This window comes from Rhizobium sp. 11_C7_N12_5 (assembly GCF_051811145.1).
Taxonomy (GTDB): domain Bacteria; phylum Pseudomonadota; class Alphaproteobacteria; order Rhizobiales; family Rhizobiaceae; genus Rhizobium; species Rhizobium lusitanum.
Genome location: NZ_JBPWPY010000001.1, coordinates 676,593 through 694,974, shown reverse-complemented (window position 1 = coordinate 694,974; position 18,382 = coordinate 676,593). Strand labels below are relative to the sequence as shown.

Genomic DNA, 18,382 nt, shown 5'->3' with positions numbered 1-18,382 from the left:
CATCTCGCCGCCATTATTGTTTCGGATCGGGGCGCCCTGCGGCAGACTGCGCCCAGGCGAAAGCCTCGTCTATCGCCGCAAGCTTCACAGCCTGCCATCCGCAATACTGATCCAGAAAATCGCGCGATATCCACATGCGTGTCTTCTTGGGTTCATCATACCAGCCTATGTCGCCACGATCGGCGGATTTACGCAAAAGGCGTTGCAGATGGGTCCGGGATATCATGAAGTGAGCCGCCAGTGCGCGCGCGTCGACGCGCCCGATATCGATGTGGCTTTCCATCTCCGCGCTCAGATCCATTTTCGCCATGATGTGGTCGACGACAAGACCACCGGCCTCGGTCCATAAAAACAAGCCAACGCCTTCCGGCGGCTCGCGCCAGACTTCCGCCTCCAGGCAGTGACGCGCCATGCGCGGTTGTGCCAGATCCATCAGCGCCGGAGAGGTGGCAAGTGCGACCGCACGCACGCCATCGTCGAGCAGATCGAGCGCCGCCAGATTGGACAGATACCAGCCAAACATCGCCGTGTGACTGATCTCGGTCGGCACATAGCGCCGGGGGCGTCGAACATGGCCGGGGGCCGGCACGAGGAAGCGATAGGTGAGCAGCTCCTCGACAAAGCTCAGCACCGTGTTGCGGCTGGCGACCCGATGACGCGTGATAAGATCGCGAAGGCTGACGACGGTCAGACCGGAGCCGGGTACCGCCGGATCGTATTCGAAATGAAGCGCATAGGCCGTCTGGGTCAAAAGCCAGCGCTGATGCGAGGCAAGCATTCGCGCAATTCGCGGGCCATGATCGTAGCGGTTCCGCAACGATTCCGCGAGGAAGCGCAGCGATGATATGAATTTAGGATGGCGAGCAAGTTGCTCAATGGAAAAGCTCAATCGGGCCTCCTTGGGGTGCCCTTCTCAACTGCCGATAATACAGGATGTTTTATTTTTGTGAACGAGTTCACCGGAATCGATCATAATTCCGAAAGCCTATAGCATGCTATAGTTGTGTAGACGCACTCATACCGTAAGAGATTAAACAAATAATTTACTTTAAATAACTCTTCTCTGTCTGCGCACGCTGTTTTCGATGACAGCAAGGCAATGACGACCCGTCTGAACGATGTGACCGCATTCGCTGCAAAGGCAGGCAAAAACAGCCGGAGAATGATTACGCAGCGGCCGGATACACATCCAAGAGTGGCATTCAACCTGAAACGGAAGCTGCCCGTCGATCGAATACTTGCTGTGCCATAACAAAACATAACGATGTAATGATATGACTTTAACTTTGGTTCAGATTTCGATGTAATGATGCGGCGACTTCCAGTCCGAGGTAAGGCTTCGGATTGCGCCCGCCATAGCATAAGCCTTGATCAGGATGGACCATGCGAACAGACACCGGCCAGATTGTCTATCTGGCAGAATATCGTCCCACCGACTTCGTTCTGGAACGCGTGGATCTCACTTTCGATCTGCATCCGACCGAGACCAAGGTCGAAGCGCGGCTGATCTTTCACCGGCGGGAAGGCACCGATCCGAAAGCCCCGCTCGTGCTCGACGGCGATGAGCTGGTTCTTTCCGGGTTGCTGCTCGATCAGGACGAAGTTCCGGCCGGACAATATGAAGCTTCGCCGGACAGCCTGACCATTCGCGACCTGCCGGAAAGCACGCCCTTCGAGCTCACCATCACGACGGTGATCAATCCGGAGGCCAATACACAGTTGATGGGCCTCTATCGCACCGGCGGCGTCTATTGCACGCAGTGCGAGGCCGAAGGGTTCCGCCGCATCACCTATTTCCCCGACCGACCGGATGTTCTCGCTCCCTATACGGTCAATATCATCGCCGACAAGCAAGCAAACCCGCTGCTGCTGTCGAACGGCAATTTCCTCGGCGGCGCCGGCTACGGCGAAGGCAAGCACTTCGCCGCCTGGTTCGATCCGCATCCGAAGCCGAGCTATTTGTTTGCGCTCGTGGCGGGCGATCTTGGCGTCGTTGAGGATACGTTCACGACCATGTCCGGCCGCGAGGTGGCGCTGAAGATCTATGTCGAGCATGGCAAAGAGCCGCGTGCGGCTTACGCGATGGATGCGCTGAAGCGCTCCATGACATGGGATGAGGAGCGGTTCGGACGCGAATATGACCTCGACATCTTCATGATCGTCGCCGTTTCGGACTTCAACATGGGGGCGATGGAAAACAAGGGCCTCAATGTCTTCAACGACAAATACGTGCTGGCCGATCCGGAAACCGCTACCGATGCCGACTACGCCAATATCGAAGCGATCATCGCGCATGAATATTTCCACAACTGGACGGGCAACCGCATTACCTGCCGCGATTGGTTCCAGCTCTGTCTCAAGGAAGGCCTGACCGTCTATCGCGATCACGAATTCTCCGCCGACCAGCGCTCGCGGCCGGTCAAGCGCATCGCCGAGGTCCGTCATCTGAAGTCGGAGCAGTTTCCGGAGGACAGCGGTCCCCTCGCCCATCCGGTGCGTCCGACGACATACCGCGAAATCAACAATTTCTACACGACGACGGTCTACGAGAAGGGCAGCGAAGTCACGCGCATGATCGCGACCCTGCTCGGCCGCGATCTGTTCAAGAAGGGCATGGACCTCTACTTCGATCGGCACGACGGACAGGCTGTGACGATCGAGGATTTCGTTAGATGTTTCGAGGATGTCAGCGACCGCAACCTCACGCAGTTTTCGCTTTGGTATCACCAGGCAGGCACACCTCTCGTGACCGCCTCCGGCGACTATGATGCCGCCGCCAAGACCTTCACGCTGTCGCTCGAACAAATGCAGCCAAACACGCCGGGCCAGACGACCAAAAAGCCCCTGCATATTCCGCTGCGTCTGGCGCTGATTGCCGAAAACGGTGCTGTGATCGCCCCGTCGTCTGTGGCCGGAGCGGAACTGACCGACGACGTCCTGCACCTCACGGAAAAGGCGCAGACGGTGGTCTTCCACGGCATCCCCTCGCGGCCGGTTCTGTCGCTCAACCGCAGCTTCTCGACACCGATCAACCTGCAGTTCAACCAAAGCGCCCGGGATCTGGCGCTGATCGCCCGTTACGAAACCGATCACTTCGCCCGCTGGCAGGCGCTGATCGACCTGGGGCTGCCTAACCTCCTGCAGGCGGCTCGCGATGCACGTCAAGGCATTGCCGTCACCTGCGATTCCGCCTTCGTCGACGCGTTGCTGGCGGCAGCGGGCGATGACAGCCTGGAGCCGGCCTTCCGGGCACAGGCGCTTGCCCTGCCGAGCGAAGCCGACATTGCCCGCGAACTCGGCGGCAACAACGATCCCGATGCCATCCACACGGCTCGCCAGGCGATCCTCAAGCGGGTCGCCGAAACCGGCAAGGACATCTTTGCTGCGCTTTACGACAGCATGCAGACGCCAGGATCATTCAGCCCGGACGCGGCAAGCGCCGGGCGCCGGGCGCTGCGCAATGCGGCTCTGACCTATCTGTCGCAACTGGATGGTACGCCCGCCCGTGCAAAGGCCGCCTATGACGCGGCAAACAACATGACCGATCTCAGCGCCGCACTGACCATTCTCGCGCATCGCTTTCCCGATACGGCAGAAACCGCCGCTGCCCTCGAGCATTTCCGCGAGCGCTTCTCCGAAAATGCTCTGGTCATCGACAAATGGTTCGCCATCCAGGCCGGGATTCCCGGCGCAGGCGCGCTGGAGCGCATCCAGCGGCTCATGGAAACGCCGCTGTTCAAGCGCACCAATCCGAACCGCGTGCGCGCCGTGCTCGGCACCTTCGTTTTCGCCAACCCGACCGGCTTCGGCCGGGCCGACGGCGCCGGCTACGGCTTCCTCGCCGACGAGATCCTCGACATCGATCAACGCAACCCGCAGCTTGCCGCCCGTATTTTGACTTCGATGCGCTCCTGGCGCCTGCTGGAACCGGTGCGCGCCGACCATGCCCGCTCGGCTCTGGTGCGGATCGAACGGGCCGGCGGTCTTTCGAGCGACGTGCGGGATATCGTGGAGCGTATCCTGAAGGAATGATCCCGGTCTTGCCGGCCGTCGATCGAGACGGCTGACTTGCGGCATCTTTTTCAGCTTCAACGAGTCCCGAATGCACGCAACTTACCGGTGCGTGTACAAAAGATGCTGAAATCGCAGATGGTTAAGAAAGTTTTACCTCGCCCTCTGGACAAGGCGAATCACGAGTGATTCATTAAGGCAGATTCGGGCGAGCGGCGCAGCGAATCACACGAGGGACAAGGCTAGAGCGATGGTGGACGTGCGGCGGGCAACCGCGGCCGATGGACGGCTGCGTGTTAATTTCGACGGTCTGAAATCCTGGCATAGCGGCGTTACTGATCGGACGGGTGTCCGGGTGGAGACGATGTCGCGTCGCTTCCCGCAGACCGAACATATCCTCAAGCGCATCATCCCGGTCCTCATCATTTCCTTCCTGATGGTGGTTGCCGCCTCGCATTTCTTCGGCATGGTCACCGAACACGGCCGGATGGCGGCGTCAGCCCGGCGCGCGACCTCGCTTTCCATCGCCGCCGCATCGGCCGCCCTTTCAAACGATGCCAGCCTGTTCCAGGCCGGCAACCGGAGCGACGCGGAGCGGAAGCTTGCGACCTACCTGCCGCAGGATCGGCTGGATAGCGGCGCATTCGTTCTGCTCGTGCAGTCGAGCGGAAGGGTTTTCGGCTCATCCGCCGCCGGCTCCGCCTATATCGGCATGTTGATCTTCGACTTCTTTCCCGAGGTATCCGCCATCCGGAATTTCGGCGATCACGCCGGCGTCATCGAGACGATGATCGACGGCGAGCCTTATTATGCGGCGATTTCATTGATCGGCGACAAGGGCGATTTCATTCTGTCGGCCGCTTCGATGGAGCAGATCGACAAGCTCTGGCGCGATGAGCTGACGCTCAACGTCACGCTCTTTGCCGGCATTTCGTCCATTCTGCTCGTCATTCTCTATGCCTATTACACGCAGGTGAAGCGGGCCCGCGATGCCGACGAAATCTTCCTCGAATCCAACCTGCGCGTCGAGACGGCCCTTTCCCGCGGCCGTTGCGGCCTCTGGGATTTCGATTTCACCAGCCGCAAGTTCTTCTGGTCGCGGTCGATGTACGACATGCTTGGAATGCCGGCCGCCGACAAGCCGCTCGCCTTCACCGATGCGGCACGCCTGATGCACCCGGATGACAACAGCCTGCATATGCTGGCCCGCTCCGTCACCCGCGGCAGCGCCGGCCAGGTGGACCAGATTCTTCGCATTCGCCATGCCAAGGGGCATTATGTCTGGATGCGTGCCCGCGCCCAGGTCATTCGCACCAATTCCGGCCGCGTGCACATGATCGGCATCGCCATGGACGTCACCGAACAGCATCGGCTGGCGCAGCGCTACGCCGAAGCCGACCAGCGGCTGGCCGATGCGATCGAATGCACCTCAGAAGCCTTCGTCTTGTGGGACAAGAATGATCGCCTTGTCATGTGCAACGCCCACTTCCAGCAGGCTTACGGACTGCCGGACAAGGTGCTCGTGCCGGGGGCCGAACGCGCCATGGTCAACGCCGCCGCGGCTCGGCCAGTCATCGAGCGCCGCATTGTCGATCCCGGCCGCTCCAATCATTCGCAGACGACGGAAGTCCAGCTTGCAGATGAGCGCTGGCTGCAGATCAACGAACGCCGGACCCGTGACGGCGGCCTCGTTTCCGTCGGCACCGACATTACACAGTTGAAGCGCAACCAGGAACGGCTGCGCGAATCCGAGCGACGGCTGATGGCGACGATCAACGATCTCTCGGCTTCACGCCAGATCCTGGAACGGCAAAAGGCGGAACTGTCGACCGCCAATGCCAATTACCTCTGCGAAAAAGAACGCGCCGAGGCCGCCAACAGGGCGAAATCGGAATTCCTCGCCAATATGTCGCATGAGCTGCGCACACCGCTCAACGCCATCCTCGGCTTTTCGGAAATCCTGCAGGATCAGATGTTCGGCCCGCTCGGCTCGGCGCGGTACAATGAATATGCCAAGGATATCCATGACAGCGGCAAGCATCTGCTGAACGTCATCAACGATATCCTCGACATGTCCAAAATCGAGGCCGGCCATATCAAGCTCAGCTGCGAGCAGGTCGACCTCGCTCCATTGATCGAGGAATGCCTGCGTCTCACCCGCATTCCGGCCACACACAAGAACATTCTCGTCGAGCAGTGCATCTCTGCCGATATCAGGCTCAGCGCCGATCGCCGCGCCATGAAGCAGATCGTGCTCAATCTGCTCTCCAACGCCGTGAAATTCACCAATGACGGCGGCCGCATCGCGGTTCGTACCCGCAAGGTCGAGGATGCCGTGGTGCTGATCATCGCCGATACCGGCATCGGCATTCCAAAATCGGCCCTGAGCAAGATCGGCCAACCCTTCGAGCAGGTGCAAAGCCAATATGCGAAAAGCAAAGGAGGCTCCGGCCTGGGGCTCGCGATTTCGCGATCGCTGACCGCGCTGCATAACGGCCGCATGCGTATCCGCTCCCGCGAGGGCGTCGGCACGGTCATCGCTATTCGCATTCCTGATCGGCGCTGATCAGCTTCCCACCGTTGTCTGGAATATTTTTCGTACCGCCTTCGAGAGCCGCTTCAGCTCCGCTTCGAGCGTGCGAATATCGGGACAGTCGCCTGCACGGCAGACCAGCTCGATCAGCCCGGAAGGCGCATGTCCCGGATCGAACAAACCGTCGATGCAAAGCCGGATCAGCTGCGACAGCGCTGTATAGAGATGCAGGGCCTCCAGACAAACATCGAGATCGTTGCGATCCATCAGACTGCCGCCTAGCAATTTCAATGCATCGGCCGTACTGAGGCCGTTAGCATCTATGCCGACGCCGCGAGTCGGCGCGATGAGCCGCAAATATTGCGCAATGAATTCGATATCGATCAGCCCGCCGGGGATCAGTTTCAGATCCCAGATGCTTTCCGGCGGCTTCTCCTGTTCGATCAGTCTGCGCATCTCCAGGACATCCTTGGCGATCTTGGCGATATCTCGCCTTGCGGAAAGAACCTCGCCGATGATGCGTTCGGCATTCAGCGTCAGTTCCTCGTCGCCGCAGATCAAGCGCGCTCGCGAAAGCGCCATATGTTCCCAGGTCCAGGCTTCCTCGCGTTGGTATCTTTCGAAGGAGTTGATGCGCGTGGCGACCGGGCCCTTGTTACCCGAGGGGCGCAGGCGCATGTCGACCTCATAGAGCACGCCTTCGGCCGTCGGGGCCGAAAGAGCCGCGATCAGGCGCTGGGTGATGCGGGTGAAATAACGGGTCGCATCCAGCGGCTTCGGACCTGAGGATTCACCTGCCGTATCGTCATAGTCGTAGAGCAGGATGATATCGATGTCGGAACCTGCCGTGAGCTCGAAACTGCCGAGCTTGCCCATGCCGACGACGGCGACGCGGCCGCCGGGATATTCGCCATGGGCCGCGCGGATTTCCTTCATTACAGCATCCAGCGCCGCCTCGACGATCAGATCGGCGAGATAGGTGAAGGCGCGGGCGGCCATGAAACCGCCGATCGCGCCCGTCAGCAGGCGAATGCCAATCAGGAAGCGCTGTTCGGACGCAAAGATGCGCAAGCGGTCAAGCACCTCCTCATAATGCCTCGCCGGCGCCAGAAAGCTTCTGATGCGCTCCGCCAGATAGTCCCGTGTCGGCAGTTCGGCCATGAGACCCGGGTCCAGCATGCCGTCGAAGACATGCGGCTTGGCGGCTATGATCTCGGCGAGACGCGGTGCCGACGACATGATGTTGACGATGAGCGAGAGCAATGCCGGATTGGTGCTGAGCAGCGAGAAGAGCTGAATGCCCGCCGGCAATCCGGAGATGAAGCTGTCGAAGCGCAGCAGCGCCTTGTCTGCCCGCTTGCTTTCGCCGAAGACCCTCAGCAGCTCGGGCGTCAGCTCGGTCAGCCGCTCGCGCGCCTCGACCGATTGCGTGGCGCGATATCGCCCATAGTGCCAGGTGCGGATGACGTTGGAGATATCCGAAGGTCTCTCGAAGCCGAGACGTCGCAGCGTCTCCAGCGTATCGGGATCATCACCCTGACCAGTGAAGACCAGATTGCCGGTTTCGGTCGACAGTTTTGTTTCCTGCTCGAACAGGCGGGCATAGCGTCGCTCGACCGTTTTCAAGATCGTTACCAAAGCCACGGAAAAAGCCGATACGTCGGCAAACCCCATCATGAAAGCAACGCGCTTCAGCTCGGTGTCCGTCTCCGGAAGCAGATGCGTCTGCTCGTCGCGCACCATCTGCACGCGGTGCTCGACATCGCGCAGGAACCAGTAGGCGGCCGCCAGCTCGTCGCGCGTTTCCGCGTCTATCCATTTCGCCTTGGTCAGCTCCGCCAGCGTTTCCTCCGTCGAACGGCAGCGCAGCGCCGGCATGCGGCCGCCGGCGATCAGCTGCTGCGTCTGTACGAAGAACTCGATCTCGCGAATGCCGCCGCGGCCAAGCTTGACATTGTGGCCCTTGACCGCAATGGCGCCGTGCCCCTTGTGCGCATGGATCTGCCGCTTGATGGAATGAATGTCCGATATCGCGGCATAGTCGAGATATTTGCGAAAGACGAAGGGCACGAGATCGCGGATGAAGGCCTGCCCCGCGGCGATGTCGCCGCCGACGGGCCGGGCCTTGATGAAAGCGGCACGCTCCCAGTTCTGCCCCCTGCCCTCATAATAGATCATCGCCGCATCGACGGGGATCGCAAGCGGCGTCGAACCGGGGTCGGGCCGCAGACGCAGGTCGGTGCGGAACACGTAGCCGTCGGCCGTGCGCTCCTGCAAAATGCGCACCAGCCGGCGCATCAGCCGCGGAAAGATATCGATCGCGTCTTCCGGATTGGGAACGATACCGGCCGTTTCGTCAAAGAAAACGACGATGTCGATATCGGACGAGTAGTTCAGCTCCTCAGCACCGAGCTTGCCCATGCCGAGCACGATCAGGCCCGATTTCCGGCTTGGAGCGGCGGGATCGGCAACCGAGATCTTGCCGGCTACGTGCGAAGACAACAGCAGATGGTCGATCGCCGCGGAGATGGAAGCTTCCGCAAGGGCGCTCAGCCAGCGGGTGGTCACCCTCCCGTCATAGATACGCGCAAGGTCGGCAAGCGCGATCAGGAAGGCGGCCCGGCGTTTGGCCACACGCAGACGGCTCATGACTTCGGATTCCGAAGGCGACGCCCCACCGTCTTCCGCCGGCAACCAGGCACGACGGGCCTGTTCGACCAGTGCCTTGATCTGCGGCGACAATGGCTTCTCGATGGCCGCAACGAGCAGCGACGGTTCGAGATTGGCCATTTCGCGCAGATGGGGCGACAGTGCCAGCGCGGCGACGACAAAATCCCGCAGGGAACTCTCGCCGCCTAGCAGGGCGGCGATTGCCGGCTCCACGCCGGCGATCTGCTTGAGATCGGCGAGCGTGGACTTCAATTCCGTCTGGTTCAGCGGCCGCAGCCGCCCAGGCGGGACATCCCGCAACAAATCGCCTTGCGTCGTCGTCATGCAGCTCTCCCCAAGAGCAATCGGATAAGGCAGGATTAGTCTATTGTTTCTGTGTGGGGAAGATCATGGTGACCGTTAGTCCCTTGGCATCGGAATGCTCGGGATCGGTATCCGAAAGCTCGAGCCGGCCTCCATGCAGCTCCATGACGGCTTCCACCAGCGCCAGGCCAAGGCCCGTTCCCGGCTTGGAACGGCTTTCGTCCAGGCGGAAGAAGCGCTTGATCACATCGGCGCGCTGATGGGCGGGAATGCCGGGACCGTGGTCCGCAACGGCAAGCATGACAGCATCATGCGTGCGCGACAGCTTGAACGTCACCGCCGGCTCGCCACGGCAACCGGCCGCATATTTGAGGGCGTTGTCGATGAGGTTGAACAGCGCTTGACCGATCAGTTCGCGATTGCCCTGCACCTCCACATCCGGCTCGATGTCGGCTGTGAGCGCCAGGCCAACCTCTTCGGCGGCCGGTTCATAGAGTTCGGCCGTATCGGCGACGATGGAAGAAAGATCGACGGCGGTCATTTCGGCCGCCACGGACCCCGCCTCGACGCGGGAAATCATCAGCAGCGCGTTGAAGGTGCGGATCAGCTGGTCCGATTCGCCGATGATGCCCTCGAGCGCGACGCGACGGCCCTCGCTATCGCCATTGTCGACCGCCTCCGCAGCCTTGTTCCGCAACCGCGTCAGCGGCGTTTTCAGGTCATGCGCAATATTGTCGGAGACCTGCCGCAAGCCTTCGTTCAATTTCTCGATGCGCCCCAACATGGCGTTCAGCGATGCCGACATGCGGTCGAACTCATCGCCGGAGCCCCCAACGGGCAGGCGCTGCGAAAGGTCACCCGCCATGATCTTACGGCTGGCATCCGTCATCCGGTCGATGCGCTTCAAGGCGTTGCGGCCGATACCGAACCAGATGACCAGCGCACCGACACCCATGATCGCCAGCGCCAGCATCAGCGCCTGGCGTACCAGCAGGCGGAAGCGCTCCGGTTCGCCGAGGTCGCGGCCGATCAGGATGCGCAGGCCGTTGTCGAGAATGAAGATATTGGCGATCGCCAGATGCCGGCGCTCCGGATCGTTGGTTGCGTCGGTATAGCGCTCGTAGGTGAAAGGCAGTTCCGTCCAGCCGGCCTGGCCGAGTACACCGGGCTGCACCGAGGCGACGTTGCCGGCGAGGATATCGCCGGAGGGGCCGGCAATGACGTAGAGATTGGCGCCTGGCTGGCGGGCCCTACGCTCCATCGTGCGCAAGAGCAGGTTCAGGCCGCCAATATCGTAGGCACGCTTGACCTGATTGACTTCCTGCTGAACGGCATCGCGGATCTGACCGGTCAGCAACCGCTCGGACATGGCCGTCACGTAGAAAACGAGCGTGGCGGCACAGAGCGCAAAAAGAAGGATGTAGAGGGCGGATAGGCGGACTGCGGTGGACTTGAAGAGGACGCGAAAGCGACTCATCCCTCATCCTTGATCATATAGCCGGCGCCGCGGATCGTCTTGAGCAGCGGCTGGCTGAAATCCTTCTCGATCTTGGAGCGCAGCCGCGAGACATGTACGTCGATGACATTGGTCTGCGGATCGAAATGGTAATCCCAGACATTCTCGAGAAGCATGGTGCGGGTGACAACCTGGCCGGCATTCTTCATCAGATATTCCAGCAGGCGGAATTCGCGCGGTTGCAGCGGGATCTCCTTGCCGCCGCGGCGCACCTCATGCGACAGCCGGTCGAGCTCCAGATCGCCGACGCGATAGAGCACATCCTGCTCCGGCGTACCCTTGCGACGGCCGAGGACCTCGACGCGCGCCAGCAACTCGCTGAAAGCATAGGGCTTCGGCAGATAATCGTCGCCGCCGGCACGCAAGCCGGTGACGCGATCATCCACCTGGCCGAGCGCGGAGAGAATGAGGACCGGCGTGTGTACGCCCTTGCGGCGCAATTCGCTGATGACAGACAGTCCGTCGCGGCGGGGCAGCATGCGGTCGATGATGGCAACATCGTAGGTGTTCTCGGTGCCCATGAAGAGACCGCTCTCGCCGTCGCTTGCGTGATCGGCAACTATGCCGGCCTCGCGAAACGCCTTGGTGAGGTAGGCCGCCGCTTCGAGATCGTCTTCGATGATCAGAATCTTCATGTGGGCGACATTACCCGCCGAGGGCGTATCGGCACAACCGGAATCGGAAGAGGTCACGGCATGTTGGCCAGCGGTCGTCATTTTTCACCTGCCTTGAAGCCAGTCATTGTGGGGGCTTTGAAAAGGGAAGCCGCACAAGCCGTGGCCTGCGCGGCTTCCCAATGCATTCAGTCGGCTGATGGGATCAGCCGGCGTTGATCGGCAGGGCTACGAAGCGGCTGCCATCGTTGGACTGGATCTGGAACAGCGCGCGCGTGCGGCCGTCCTTCTTCGCCTGTTCGATGACCTTGGAGATGTCGCCGGCGTTCGAGATCTGCTGGTTGTTGACGGAAGTGATCTTCTCGCCTTCCTTTATGCCCTTGTCGGCAGCATCGGAGTCGGGATCGACAGCGGTGATCGCCACACCCTTGCCGTCGTCGGACGGACCGACTGTCATGCCGAGATCAGCCAGAGCCTTTTCGGAGGACGGCTGCTGCGGCTGGTTCGGCTGCGAGTCGTCGTTGGAAGCCTGGTTCTGATCGGCCGGCAAGCTGCCGAGCTCGACCGTGACGGATTGGGACTTGCCATTACGCCACAGGGACACCTCGACCTTGGCACCCGGCTGCATGGCGCCGATGCGACGGGCGAGGTCACGCGGGTCCTTGACCGGTTCGCCATTGACTGCCGTGACCACGTCGCCGTTCTTGATGCCGGCCTTCTGTCCCGGAGAGCCGTCCTGCGGGGAAACGACAAGCGCGCCACTTGCGTCGGAAAGGCCGAGGGATTCGGCAATATCCTTGCTGACGGGCTGGATCTGCACGCCGAGCCAGCCGCGCGAAACGGTGCCGGTCTTGATCAGATCGGTCACGACATCCTTGGCTGTTGTCGCCGGGATCGCGAAGGCGATGCCGACGCTGCCGCCCGACTGCGAGAAGATGGCGGTATTGATACCGACCACCTGGCCGTTGAGGTTGAAGGTCGGACCGCCGGAATTGCCCTTGTTCACCGGTGCGTCGATCTGGATATAATCGTCATAGGGGCCGGAATGAATATCGCGGCCACGAGCGGAAACGATGCCGGCGGTGACCGTGCCGCCAAGACCAAACGGGTTGCCGACGGCAACGACCCAGTCACCAACGCGAACCTTGGCGTCGTCGGCCCAGCCGACATAGGTGAACTTCTTGCCCTTGGGGTCGACCTTCAGAACAGCGAGGTCGGTGCGCGAATCCTTGCCGACGAGCTTGGCGTCAAGCTCGGTGCCGTCGTTGAGGACGACGACGAAGGCAGCGCCGTCGGAAACGACGTGGTTGTTGGTGACGATATAGCCGTCCTCCGACACGAAGAAGCCGGAGCCTTGAGCGACCGGCCGCAGACGACCCTTGCCGTCCTCGGAGTTCTTCTGCTGGTTCTGGCCCTTCTGCTGGCCGCGGCCCTGCTGCTGCTCGAACTGCTTGAAGAACTTCTTCAGCGGATGATCGTCGGGAAGATCGTCGAAGCCACGGCCGAGGCCGAAGGAATCGTCTTCATCGGCAACCGTATTGATGCGGGATTCGACACGGACCGAGACGACCGCTGGCGATACGGCATCCACCACGTTGGCGAAACTCGGCACCTGCGGCGCCTGCACATTGACGACATCGGCATAGGAATTGCTGACGACAGCCGGAACACCCGTAGTCAGAGCAGCGACAGCGAGGCCGGCGACGACAGAAGCCTTCATAGCGGTGCTACGGGACAAGGTGTTCTTGATATTCCTGAACATATGCGAGTTACCTTCTCTTCTCTCGTCAGATTTCCACGGATGGGAAACCGGTTATGATGCGTGATGGTAAAGATATAGGGCGCCGGACGTTACAACGAACTGTCCGCCCCATGAAAAATTCGTAATGTATGGAAATGATTGCAATGGCGTGCGGGTAAATGACGACCGCATCACTTGCCGAGGATATCGTCCAATTGCGCCTCTTCCTCCGGAGTGAGAGGCTTGCCGGTCGGCTTACCGGCACGGCGACGGGCATAGACGACAAGGGCAAATCCACCTACGACAAAGAGCGCAATCGGTGCGCCCCAAAGTATAAGCGTCTTTTCCGTGAAACGCGGCTTCAGCAGGACGAACTCGCCGTAGCGGGAAACGATGTAATCGAGCACCTGCCTGTCGGTATCTCCGTCGACGAGGCGTTTGCGCACGAGCAATCGCAGATCACGGGCAAGATCGGCATTGGAATCGTCGATGGACTGGTTCTGGCAGACCATACAGCGCAATTCGGATGAGATGGTGCGCGCCCGCGCTTCCAGAGTCGCATCGGGCAGGACCTCATCCGGATTGACGGCGAAGGCCGGCATCGGCGCCATGATCGCCGCAAGACAGAGGCACAGGCGTGCAAAGGTCGCCAGAGCCTGTGCGATCGCGAGATGGGATGTCGACCAACCTCTGCTCATTCCGCCGGCTCCAAGGCGGGGCGCGCCTGCTTTACCTTGCGGCTCGGCGCGCCGACACGCAGGCGGCGATCGCTAAGCGAAACGAAGCCACCGATGGCCATGACGAGAGCGCCCATCCAGATGCAGAGAATGAACGGCTTCCACCAGATGCGCACCACCATGCCGCCATCCTTGCTGGCGTCACCCACCGACACGTAGAGCTGGCTCGGCCCAAGCGTCAGGATGCCGGCCTCGGTGGTTGCCGTGCGGTTGGCGGTGAAGACGCGCTTGGACGACGACATTTTCGCGAAGGCGACGCCACCGCGGCTTACCGTGAAGCGGGCGCGATCTTCCGTGTAGTTCGGGCCGACGCCCGGCTGCATGCCCTCGAAACGCAGGCTGTAGCCGCCGAGTTCGGCCGTCTCGCCCGGTTTCATGCTGGTGATGTTCTCCGTCTCGAAGGTCGTCACGGCAACGATACCGAGCACGGTGACGCCGAGACCGGCATGGGCAAGTGCTGTGCCGAAGGCGGAGCGCGGCAGCCCGCGCAGACGGCGCCAAGCGACATTTGCCGCCACCTTGCGAACGCCGGCGCGATACCAGAGATCGGCCAGGGCGCCGAAGACCAGGAAGAAGCCGGCGGCAAGGCCGAGAACGGCGAGCACCGGGCCACCGTGCCGCAAGTAGAAAAGAACAAGTCCGGCAAGGAAGGCAAGACCGGCCACAACATAGAGCCGCTGCAGCGCGCCGAGCAGGTCACCCCGCTTCCAGGCCAGCAACGGGCCGAATGGCACGGCAATGAGGATCGGCATCATCAACAGCCCGAACGTCATGTTGAAGAACGGCGGCCCCACGGAAATCTTGTCGCCGGTTAGGGTCTCCAGCGCCAGCGGATACAGCGTGCCGGTCAAGACAGTGCCGCAGGCAACCGTCAAGATGAGGTTGTTCAGCACCAGCGCGCCCTCGCGCGAGATCGGTGCAAACAATCCGCCGGCGGCAAGCTTCGGCGCACGGAAGGCGAAGAGCGACAGCGCGCCGCCGATGAAAAGGAGGAGAATGCAGAGAATGAAAATGCCCCGCGTCGGATCGCTGGCGAAGGAATGGACCGACGTCAGCACGCCGGAACGCACAAGGAATGTACCAAGCAGCGACAGCGAAAAGGTCAGGATCGCCAGCAGAACCGTCCAGATCTTCAGAGCATCGCGCTTTTCCATGACCAGTGCGGAATGCAGGAGCGCCGTCCCGGCAAGCCAGGGCATGAAGGAGGCATTCTCCACCGGATCCCAGAACCACCAGCCGCCCCAGCCGAGCTCGTAATAGGCCCAGTAGGAGCCCATGGCGATGCCGAGCGTCAGGAAGCTCCAGGCAGCCAGCGTCCAGGGCCGGACCCAGCGCGCCCAGGCAGCGTCTATGCGGCCCTCCAGCAGCGCCGCAACGGCGAAGGAGAAACAGACGGAAAAGCCGACATAGCCGAGATAGAGCAACGGCGGATGGATGGCGAGGCCGATATCCTGCAGGACGGGGTTGAGGTCCCGGCCTTCGGCAGGCGCCGGGTCAAGCCGGATGAAGGGATTGGAGGTCAAGAGGATGAAGACCAGAAAAGCCGACGAGATCCAGGATTGTACGGCGAGGACATTGGCGCGCAGCACATCGGGCAGATTGCGGCCAAACAAGGCGACGAGTGCGCTGAACAGCGACAGGATCAACAGCCAGAGCATCATCGATCCCTCGTGATTGCCCCACACCCCGGAGATCTTGAAAATCAGCGGCATCAGCGAATGGGAATTGGCCCAGACGTTCAGCACCGAGAAATCGGAGGCCACATAGGCATAGGTCAGGACGCCGAAGGAAAAAGCAACGAGCACAAACGTGACGACGGAACCGACCGGCGCGATATCCATCATCGACACATCGCCGCGCCGCGCGCCGATCACGGGGAGGATGGAAACGATAAGCGCGGTCGCCAGCGCGAGCACCAGGGCATAATGTCCGAGCTCGATGATCATTGAGTCGCCTCCTTACCCTTCCAGACGCCATCCGCCTTCAGCTTGTCGGCAACCTGTTTCGGCATGTAGCGCTCATCATGCTTGGCCAGAACGCTGTCCGCAACGAAGACATCGCTGCCCGGCTCGAATTTGCCTTCGGTCACGACACCCTGTCCCTCACGGAAGAGATCAGGCAGGAGGCCGTCATATCTCACCTTGATCGTATCTTTGCCGTCGGTCACAGAGAATTGCACCTGCGTGCCCTGGCCGCGCACGACGGAGCCTTGGCCGACGAGTCCGCCCAGGCGGATGAGCGTTCCGGCATTGACCGGCGTCTTGGCGAGATCACCAGGCATGTAGAAATAGGCAACCGACTGGCTGAAGGCGAACAGGACGAGCAGCACGGCGATGGCGATGAACCCCATGCCGCCGGCGATGACAGCCAGACGTTTCTGCTTGCGGGTCATTGCTGCGTCACCTCCGTCGGCAGTCCCAATTCTTTTGCCAGCGCCAGGAGCTGTTGTCCCTCCCCACCATCCGCCGGGAAGGCCGTAAGGCCGCGCTTCAGCGCATCGACGGCGCGATCCCGGTCGTTCAGCACGACATAGGAGCGGATCAACCGCATCCAGCCCTCGAAATTCTTCGGATCTTCCTTGAGCTTGGCATCGAGGCTATCGACCATGCCGCGGATCATCTGCTGGCGATCGCCGCTATTCAAGCTATTCGCAGCCGCGACATCCTCGGCCGTCGGATTGCCGGGCGCATTCACATTTGCGGACGCCACCGGCTTGCCGCCGTTCTTGACGATATGCTGGTCGACGGCCGCAAGCCACGGCGCATCCGGCGGCGATTGTTTCGCCAGAGCCTCGAATGCGGCTTTCGCATCCGCCGCCTTGCCTTCCTGCTCCAATGCCAGCGCCAGATAGTAGAGCGTTCGTGGGTTGGCGTCATCAAGCGCCCGCGATTGCTGCAGTACGCTGCGCGCATCCGCGGTTACGATACCATCAGCCTTGACCACCAACACCTCGCCCAGATCGCCGAGCCGCGCGGCGTTCGGCCCCAGCAGGCGGATGACGTTGCGATAGGCAAGCTCCGCATCGCCTATGCGGTTGGTCTTGAAGTAGATCGGCGCCAATACCTCCCAGCCCTTGCCGTCATCCGGGTTCCTGGCGAGGTGCTGTTCGATCTTGACGATCGAGATGGCAAGATCGTTTCCGGGCTTTTCGAGCCGCGCTTCCAGCGGCTGCGACGGCAGCCCGGGCTCGCCATTGGCAAGATAAAGACAGAGCCCTACGACGGGAAGCATGACGACGATGAAGGCCTGGGAAAGGCGATAGCTGCCACGTTGAGACGATTTCGCTTCGCTCGCCTCCTCCTTGGAAGCGGCGATCAGGCGTCGGCCGATTTCCGCGCGGGCGTAGCCGGCCTCTTCCGCGGAAATCAGCCCGCCGGCAAGATCGCGATCCAGTTCACGAAGCTGATCGCGGTAGACCTCGGCCTCTCCCGAACGACGGTCGCCAGCCTCCTTTGCACCACGCAGAAGAGGGTGAAGCAACACAGCGCCGACAACAGCCGTCAGAACGGCCACGAGAATCCAGAACAGCATAGACGCCCAATACTTTAACGAGGCGCTTATTCCAACCGCGAAAGCCCCGTTGACGAAGATTTGAGGCGTTTGGCCGCGCCTACTATGCCTTCGCCCCAGCGGGAAAAGCTGCCCAAGGGGCGAATGAGGGGATGAGGAGCGAAACGACGAAGGCAATCCTGACGGTGCAACGCCGTCTCACCCGGCGCTTTGGCGCCACTCTCTCCCCACTGGCGCGAGGGCTAAGACCATCTCAGTTGAGCGGCGTCCATGTGCCGTTGTCATTGCGGCATGCGGCACCCCTTGCCGTGGTCGGCTTTCCCTCGACCGTGATCGTGTGCGTGTATTGCCGGCAATTTTGCGAGCCGACCTGATAGGGAGCAGCGGCAATGACCTCGCCGCTGGCATTCCTGCCGTTCCAGACCACGGGCTGACCGAGCGGCGAGCTCTCCAGCGCCCGGTACTCCGCTTCCAGCGCCCGCTGCAGGTCACTATCGCTGAGCTTGATGCCGGTTCGTCCGACAATGCCGCCTTCAAGCGCGACAATATAGGTCGTCGACCCCGCGGACTTCGAAGAGTGGAGCAGGCTTATGCCGCCGCCCTTGCCGCTCGTCGTCGAGCAACCTGAAAGCGCAATCGCGACAAAAACGGAGGGGGCGATCAAGAAAAAGGTACGAAGCTTCATACAACCGAACCAGTATCAACAAGCAAACTATAGGTACTGCGATGCGGCATCATCATGACCCA

The 18,382-nt window shown here is 61.2% G+C and carries 12 protein-coding genes; 2 read left to right on the top strand and 10 right to left on the bottom strand.

Annotated elements, in window-relative coordinates:
• Positions 1 to 13: 13 nt before the first annotated feature.
• Positions 14 to 889: a hypothetical protein gene (locus tag AB8B29_RS03355; protein ID WP_037193767.1), complete on the bottom strand. Its 876-nt coding sequence runs from the start codon at positions 887 to 889 to the stop codon at positions 14 to 16.
• A 494-nt stretch (positions 890 to 1,383) separates the two neighbouring features.
• Between AB8B29_RS03355 and pepN the strand changes: the two genes are divergently transcribed.
• Positions 1,384 to 4,032, top strand: a complete 2,649-nt coding sequence (gene pepN / locus AB8B29_RS03350) for an aminopeptidase N (protein ID WP_113119220.1) — start codon at positions 1,384 to 1,386, stop codon at positions 4,030 to 4,032.
• A gap of 229 nt (positions 4,033 to 4,261) precedes the next feature.
• Positions 4,262 to 6,577 carry a PAS domain-containing sensor histidine kinase gene (locus AB8B29_RS03345; RefSeq protein ID WP_037193763.1) on the top strand — a complete coding sequence of 772 codons (2,316 nt, stop codon included), beginning with the start codon at positions 4,262 to 4,264 and terminating at the stop codon, positions 6,575 to 6,577.
• On the opposite strand, the gene AB8B29_RS03340 is transcribed toward AB8B29_RS03345, so the two are convergent.
• The 9 genes from AB8B29_RS03340 to AB8B29_RS03300 all read right to left on the bottom strand — a co-directional run bounded on the left by AB8B29_RS03340 (position 6,578) and on the right by AB8B29_RS03300 (position 18,320).
• Positions 6,578 to 9,538: a bifunctional [glutamine synthetase] adenylyltransferase/[glutamine synthetase]-adenylyl-L-tyrosine phosphorylase gene (locus tag AB8B29_RS03340; RefSeq protein WP_113119221.1), complete on the bottom strand. Its 2,961-nt coding sequence runs from the start codon at positions 9,536 to 9,538 to the stop codon at positions 6,578 to 6,580.
• Between the two features lie 40 nt (positions 9,539 to 9,578).
• A complete protein-coding gene (locus AB8B29_RS03335) occupies positions 9,579 to 10,994 on the bottom strand; it encodes a sensor histidine kinase (RefSeq protein WP_047559755.1) in 1,416 nt (471 codons plus the stop codon).
• Positions 10,991 to 11,749 (bottom strand): response regulator transcription factor, encoded by a 759-nt coding sequence (locus tag AB8B29_RS03330; protein ID WP_037193758.1) that lies wholly within the window; start codon positions 11,747 to 11,749, stop codon positions 10,991 to 10,993. The genes AB8B29_RS03335 and AB8B29_RS03330 overlap by 4 nt, the downstream gene beginning before the upstream one ends.
• Before the next feature lie 103 nt (positions 11,750 to 11,852).
• The gene (locus tag AB8B29_RS03325; protein ID WP_037193757.1) at positions 11,853 to 13,409 is read right to left on the bottom strand and encodes a Do family serine endopeptidase; all 1,557 of its coding nucleotides are present in this window, start codon (positions 13,407 to 13,409) and stop codon (positions 11,853 to 11,855) included.
• Between the two features lie 170 nt (positions 13,410 to 13,579).
• Entirely contained in the window at positions 13,580 to 14,086 is a 507-nt protein-coding gene (locus AB8B29_RS03320) for a cytochrome c-type biogenesis protein (protein ID WP_439006150.1), read from the bottom strand.
• Entirely contained in the window at positions 14,083 to 16,071 is a 1,989-nt protein-coding gene (locus tag AB8B29_RS03315; protein ID WP_037193756.1) for a heme lyase CcmF/NrfE family subunit, read from the bottom strand. The genes AB8B29_RS03320 and AB8B29_RS03315 overlap by 4 nt, the downstream gene beginning before the upstream one ends.
• On the bottom strand, positions 16,068 to 16,517 hold the full coding sequence (gene ccmE, locus AB8B29_RS03310; RefSeq protein WP_037193754.1) for a cytochrome c maturation protein CcmE: 450 nt from the start codon (positions 16,515 to 16,517) through the stop codon (positions 16,068 to 16,070). The genes AB8B29_RS03315 and ccmE overlap by 4 nt, the downstream gene beginning before the upstream one ends.
• Positions 16,514 to 17,656, bottom strand: a complete 1,143-nt coding sequence (gene ccmI / locus AB8B29_RS03305; protein ID WP_047559746.1) for a c-type cytochrome biogenesis protein CcmI — start codon at positions 17,654 to 17,656, stop codon at positions 16,514 to 16,516. The genes ccmE and ccmI overlap by 4 nt, the downstream gene beginning before the upstream one ends.
• A gap of 232 nt (positions 17,657 to 17,888) precedes the next feature.
• Positions 17,889 to 18,320: a membrane protein gene (locus AB8B29_RS03300; RefSeq protein WP_047559742.1), complete on the bottom strand. Its 432-nt coding sequence runs from the start codon at positions 18,318 to 18,320 to the stop codon at positions 17,889 to 17,891.
• Positions 18,321 to 18,382: the final 62 nt, after the last annotated feature.

Coding starts and splice junctions, on each gene's coding strand:
- ccmI (WP_047559746.1), bottom strand. CDS start 17,656: ATGCTGTTCTGGATTCTCGTGGCCGTTCTGACGGCTGTTGTCGGCGCT.
- AB8B29_RS03330 (WP_037193758.1), bottom strand. CDS start 11,749: ATGACGACCGCTGGCCAACATGCCGTGACCTCTTCCGATTCCGGTTGT.
- AB8B29_RS03335 (WP_047559755.1), bottom strand. CDS start 10,994: ATGAGTCGCTTTCGCGTCCTCTTCAAGTCCACCGCAGTCCGCCTATCC.
- AB8B29_RS03345 (WP_037193763.1), top strand. CDS start 4,262: ATGGTGGACGTGCGGCGGGCAACCGCGGCCGATGGACGGCTGCGTGTT.
- AB8B29_RS03320 (WP_439006150.1), bottom strand. CDS start 14,086: ATGAGCAGAGGTTGGTCGACATCCCATCTCGCGATCGCACAGGCTCTG.
- AB8B29_RS03340 (WP_113119221.1), bottom strand. CDS start 9,538: ATGACGACGACGCAAGGCGATTTGTTGCGGGATGTCCCGCCTGGGCGG.
- ccmE (WP_037193754.1), bottom strand. CDS start 16,517: ATGACCCGCAAGCAGAAACGTCTGGCTGTCATCGCCGGCGGCATGGGG.
- pepN (WP_113119220.1), top strand. CDS start 1,384: ATGCGAACAGACACCGGCCAGATTGTCTATCTGGCAGAATATCGTCCC.
- AB8B29_RS03325 (WP_037193757.1), bottom strand. CDS start 13,409: ATGTTCAGGAATATCAAGAACACCTTGTCCCGTAGCACCGCTATGAAG.
- AB8B29_RS03315 (WP_037193756.1), bottom strand. CDS start 16,071: ATGATCATCGAGCTCGGACATTATGCCCTGGTGCTCGCGCTGGCGACC.
- AB8B29_RS03300 (WP_047559742.1), bottom strand. CDS start 18,320: ATGAAGCTTCGTACCTTTTTCTTGATCGCCCCCTCCGTTTTTGTCGCG.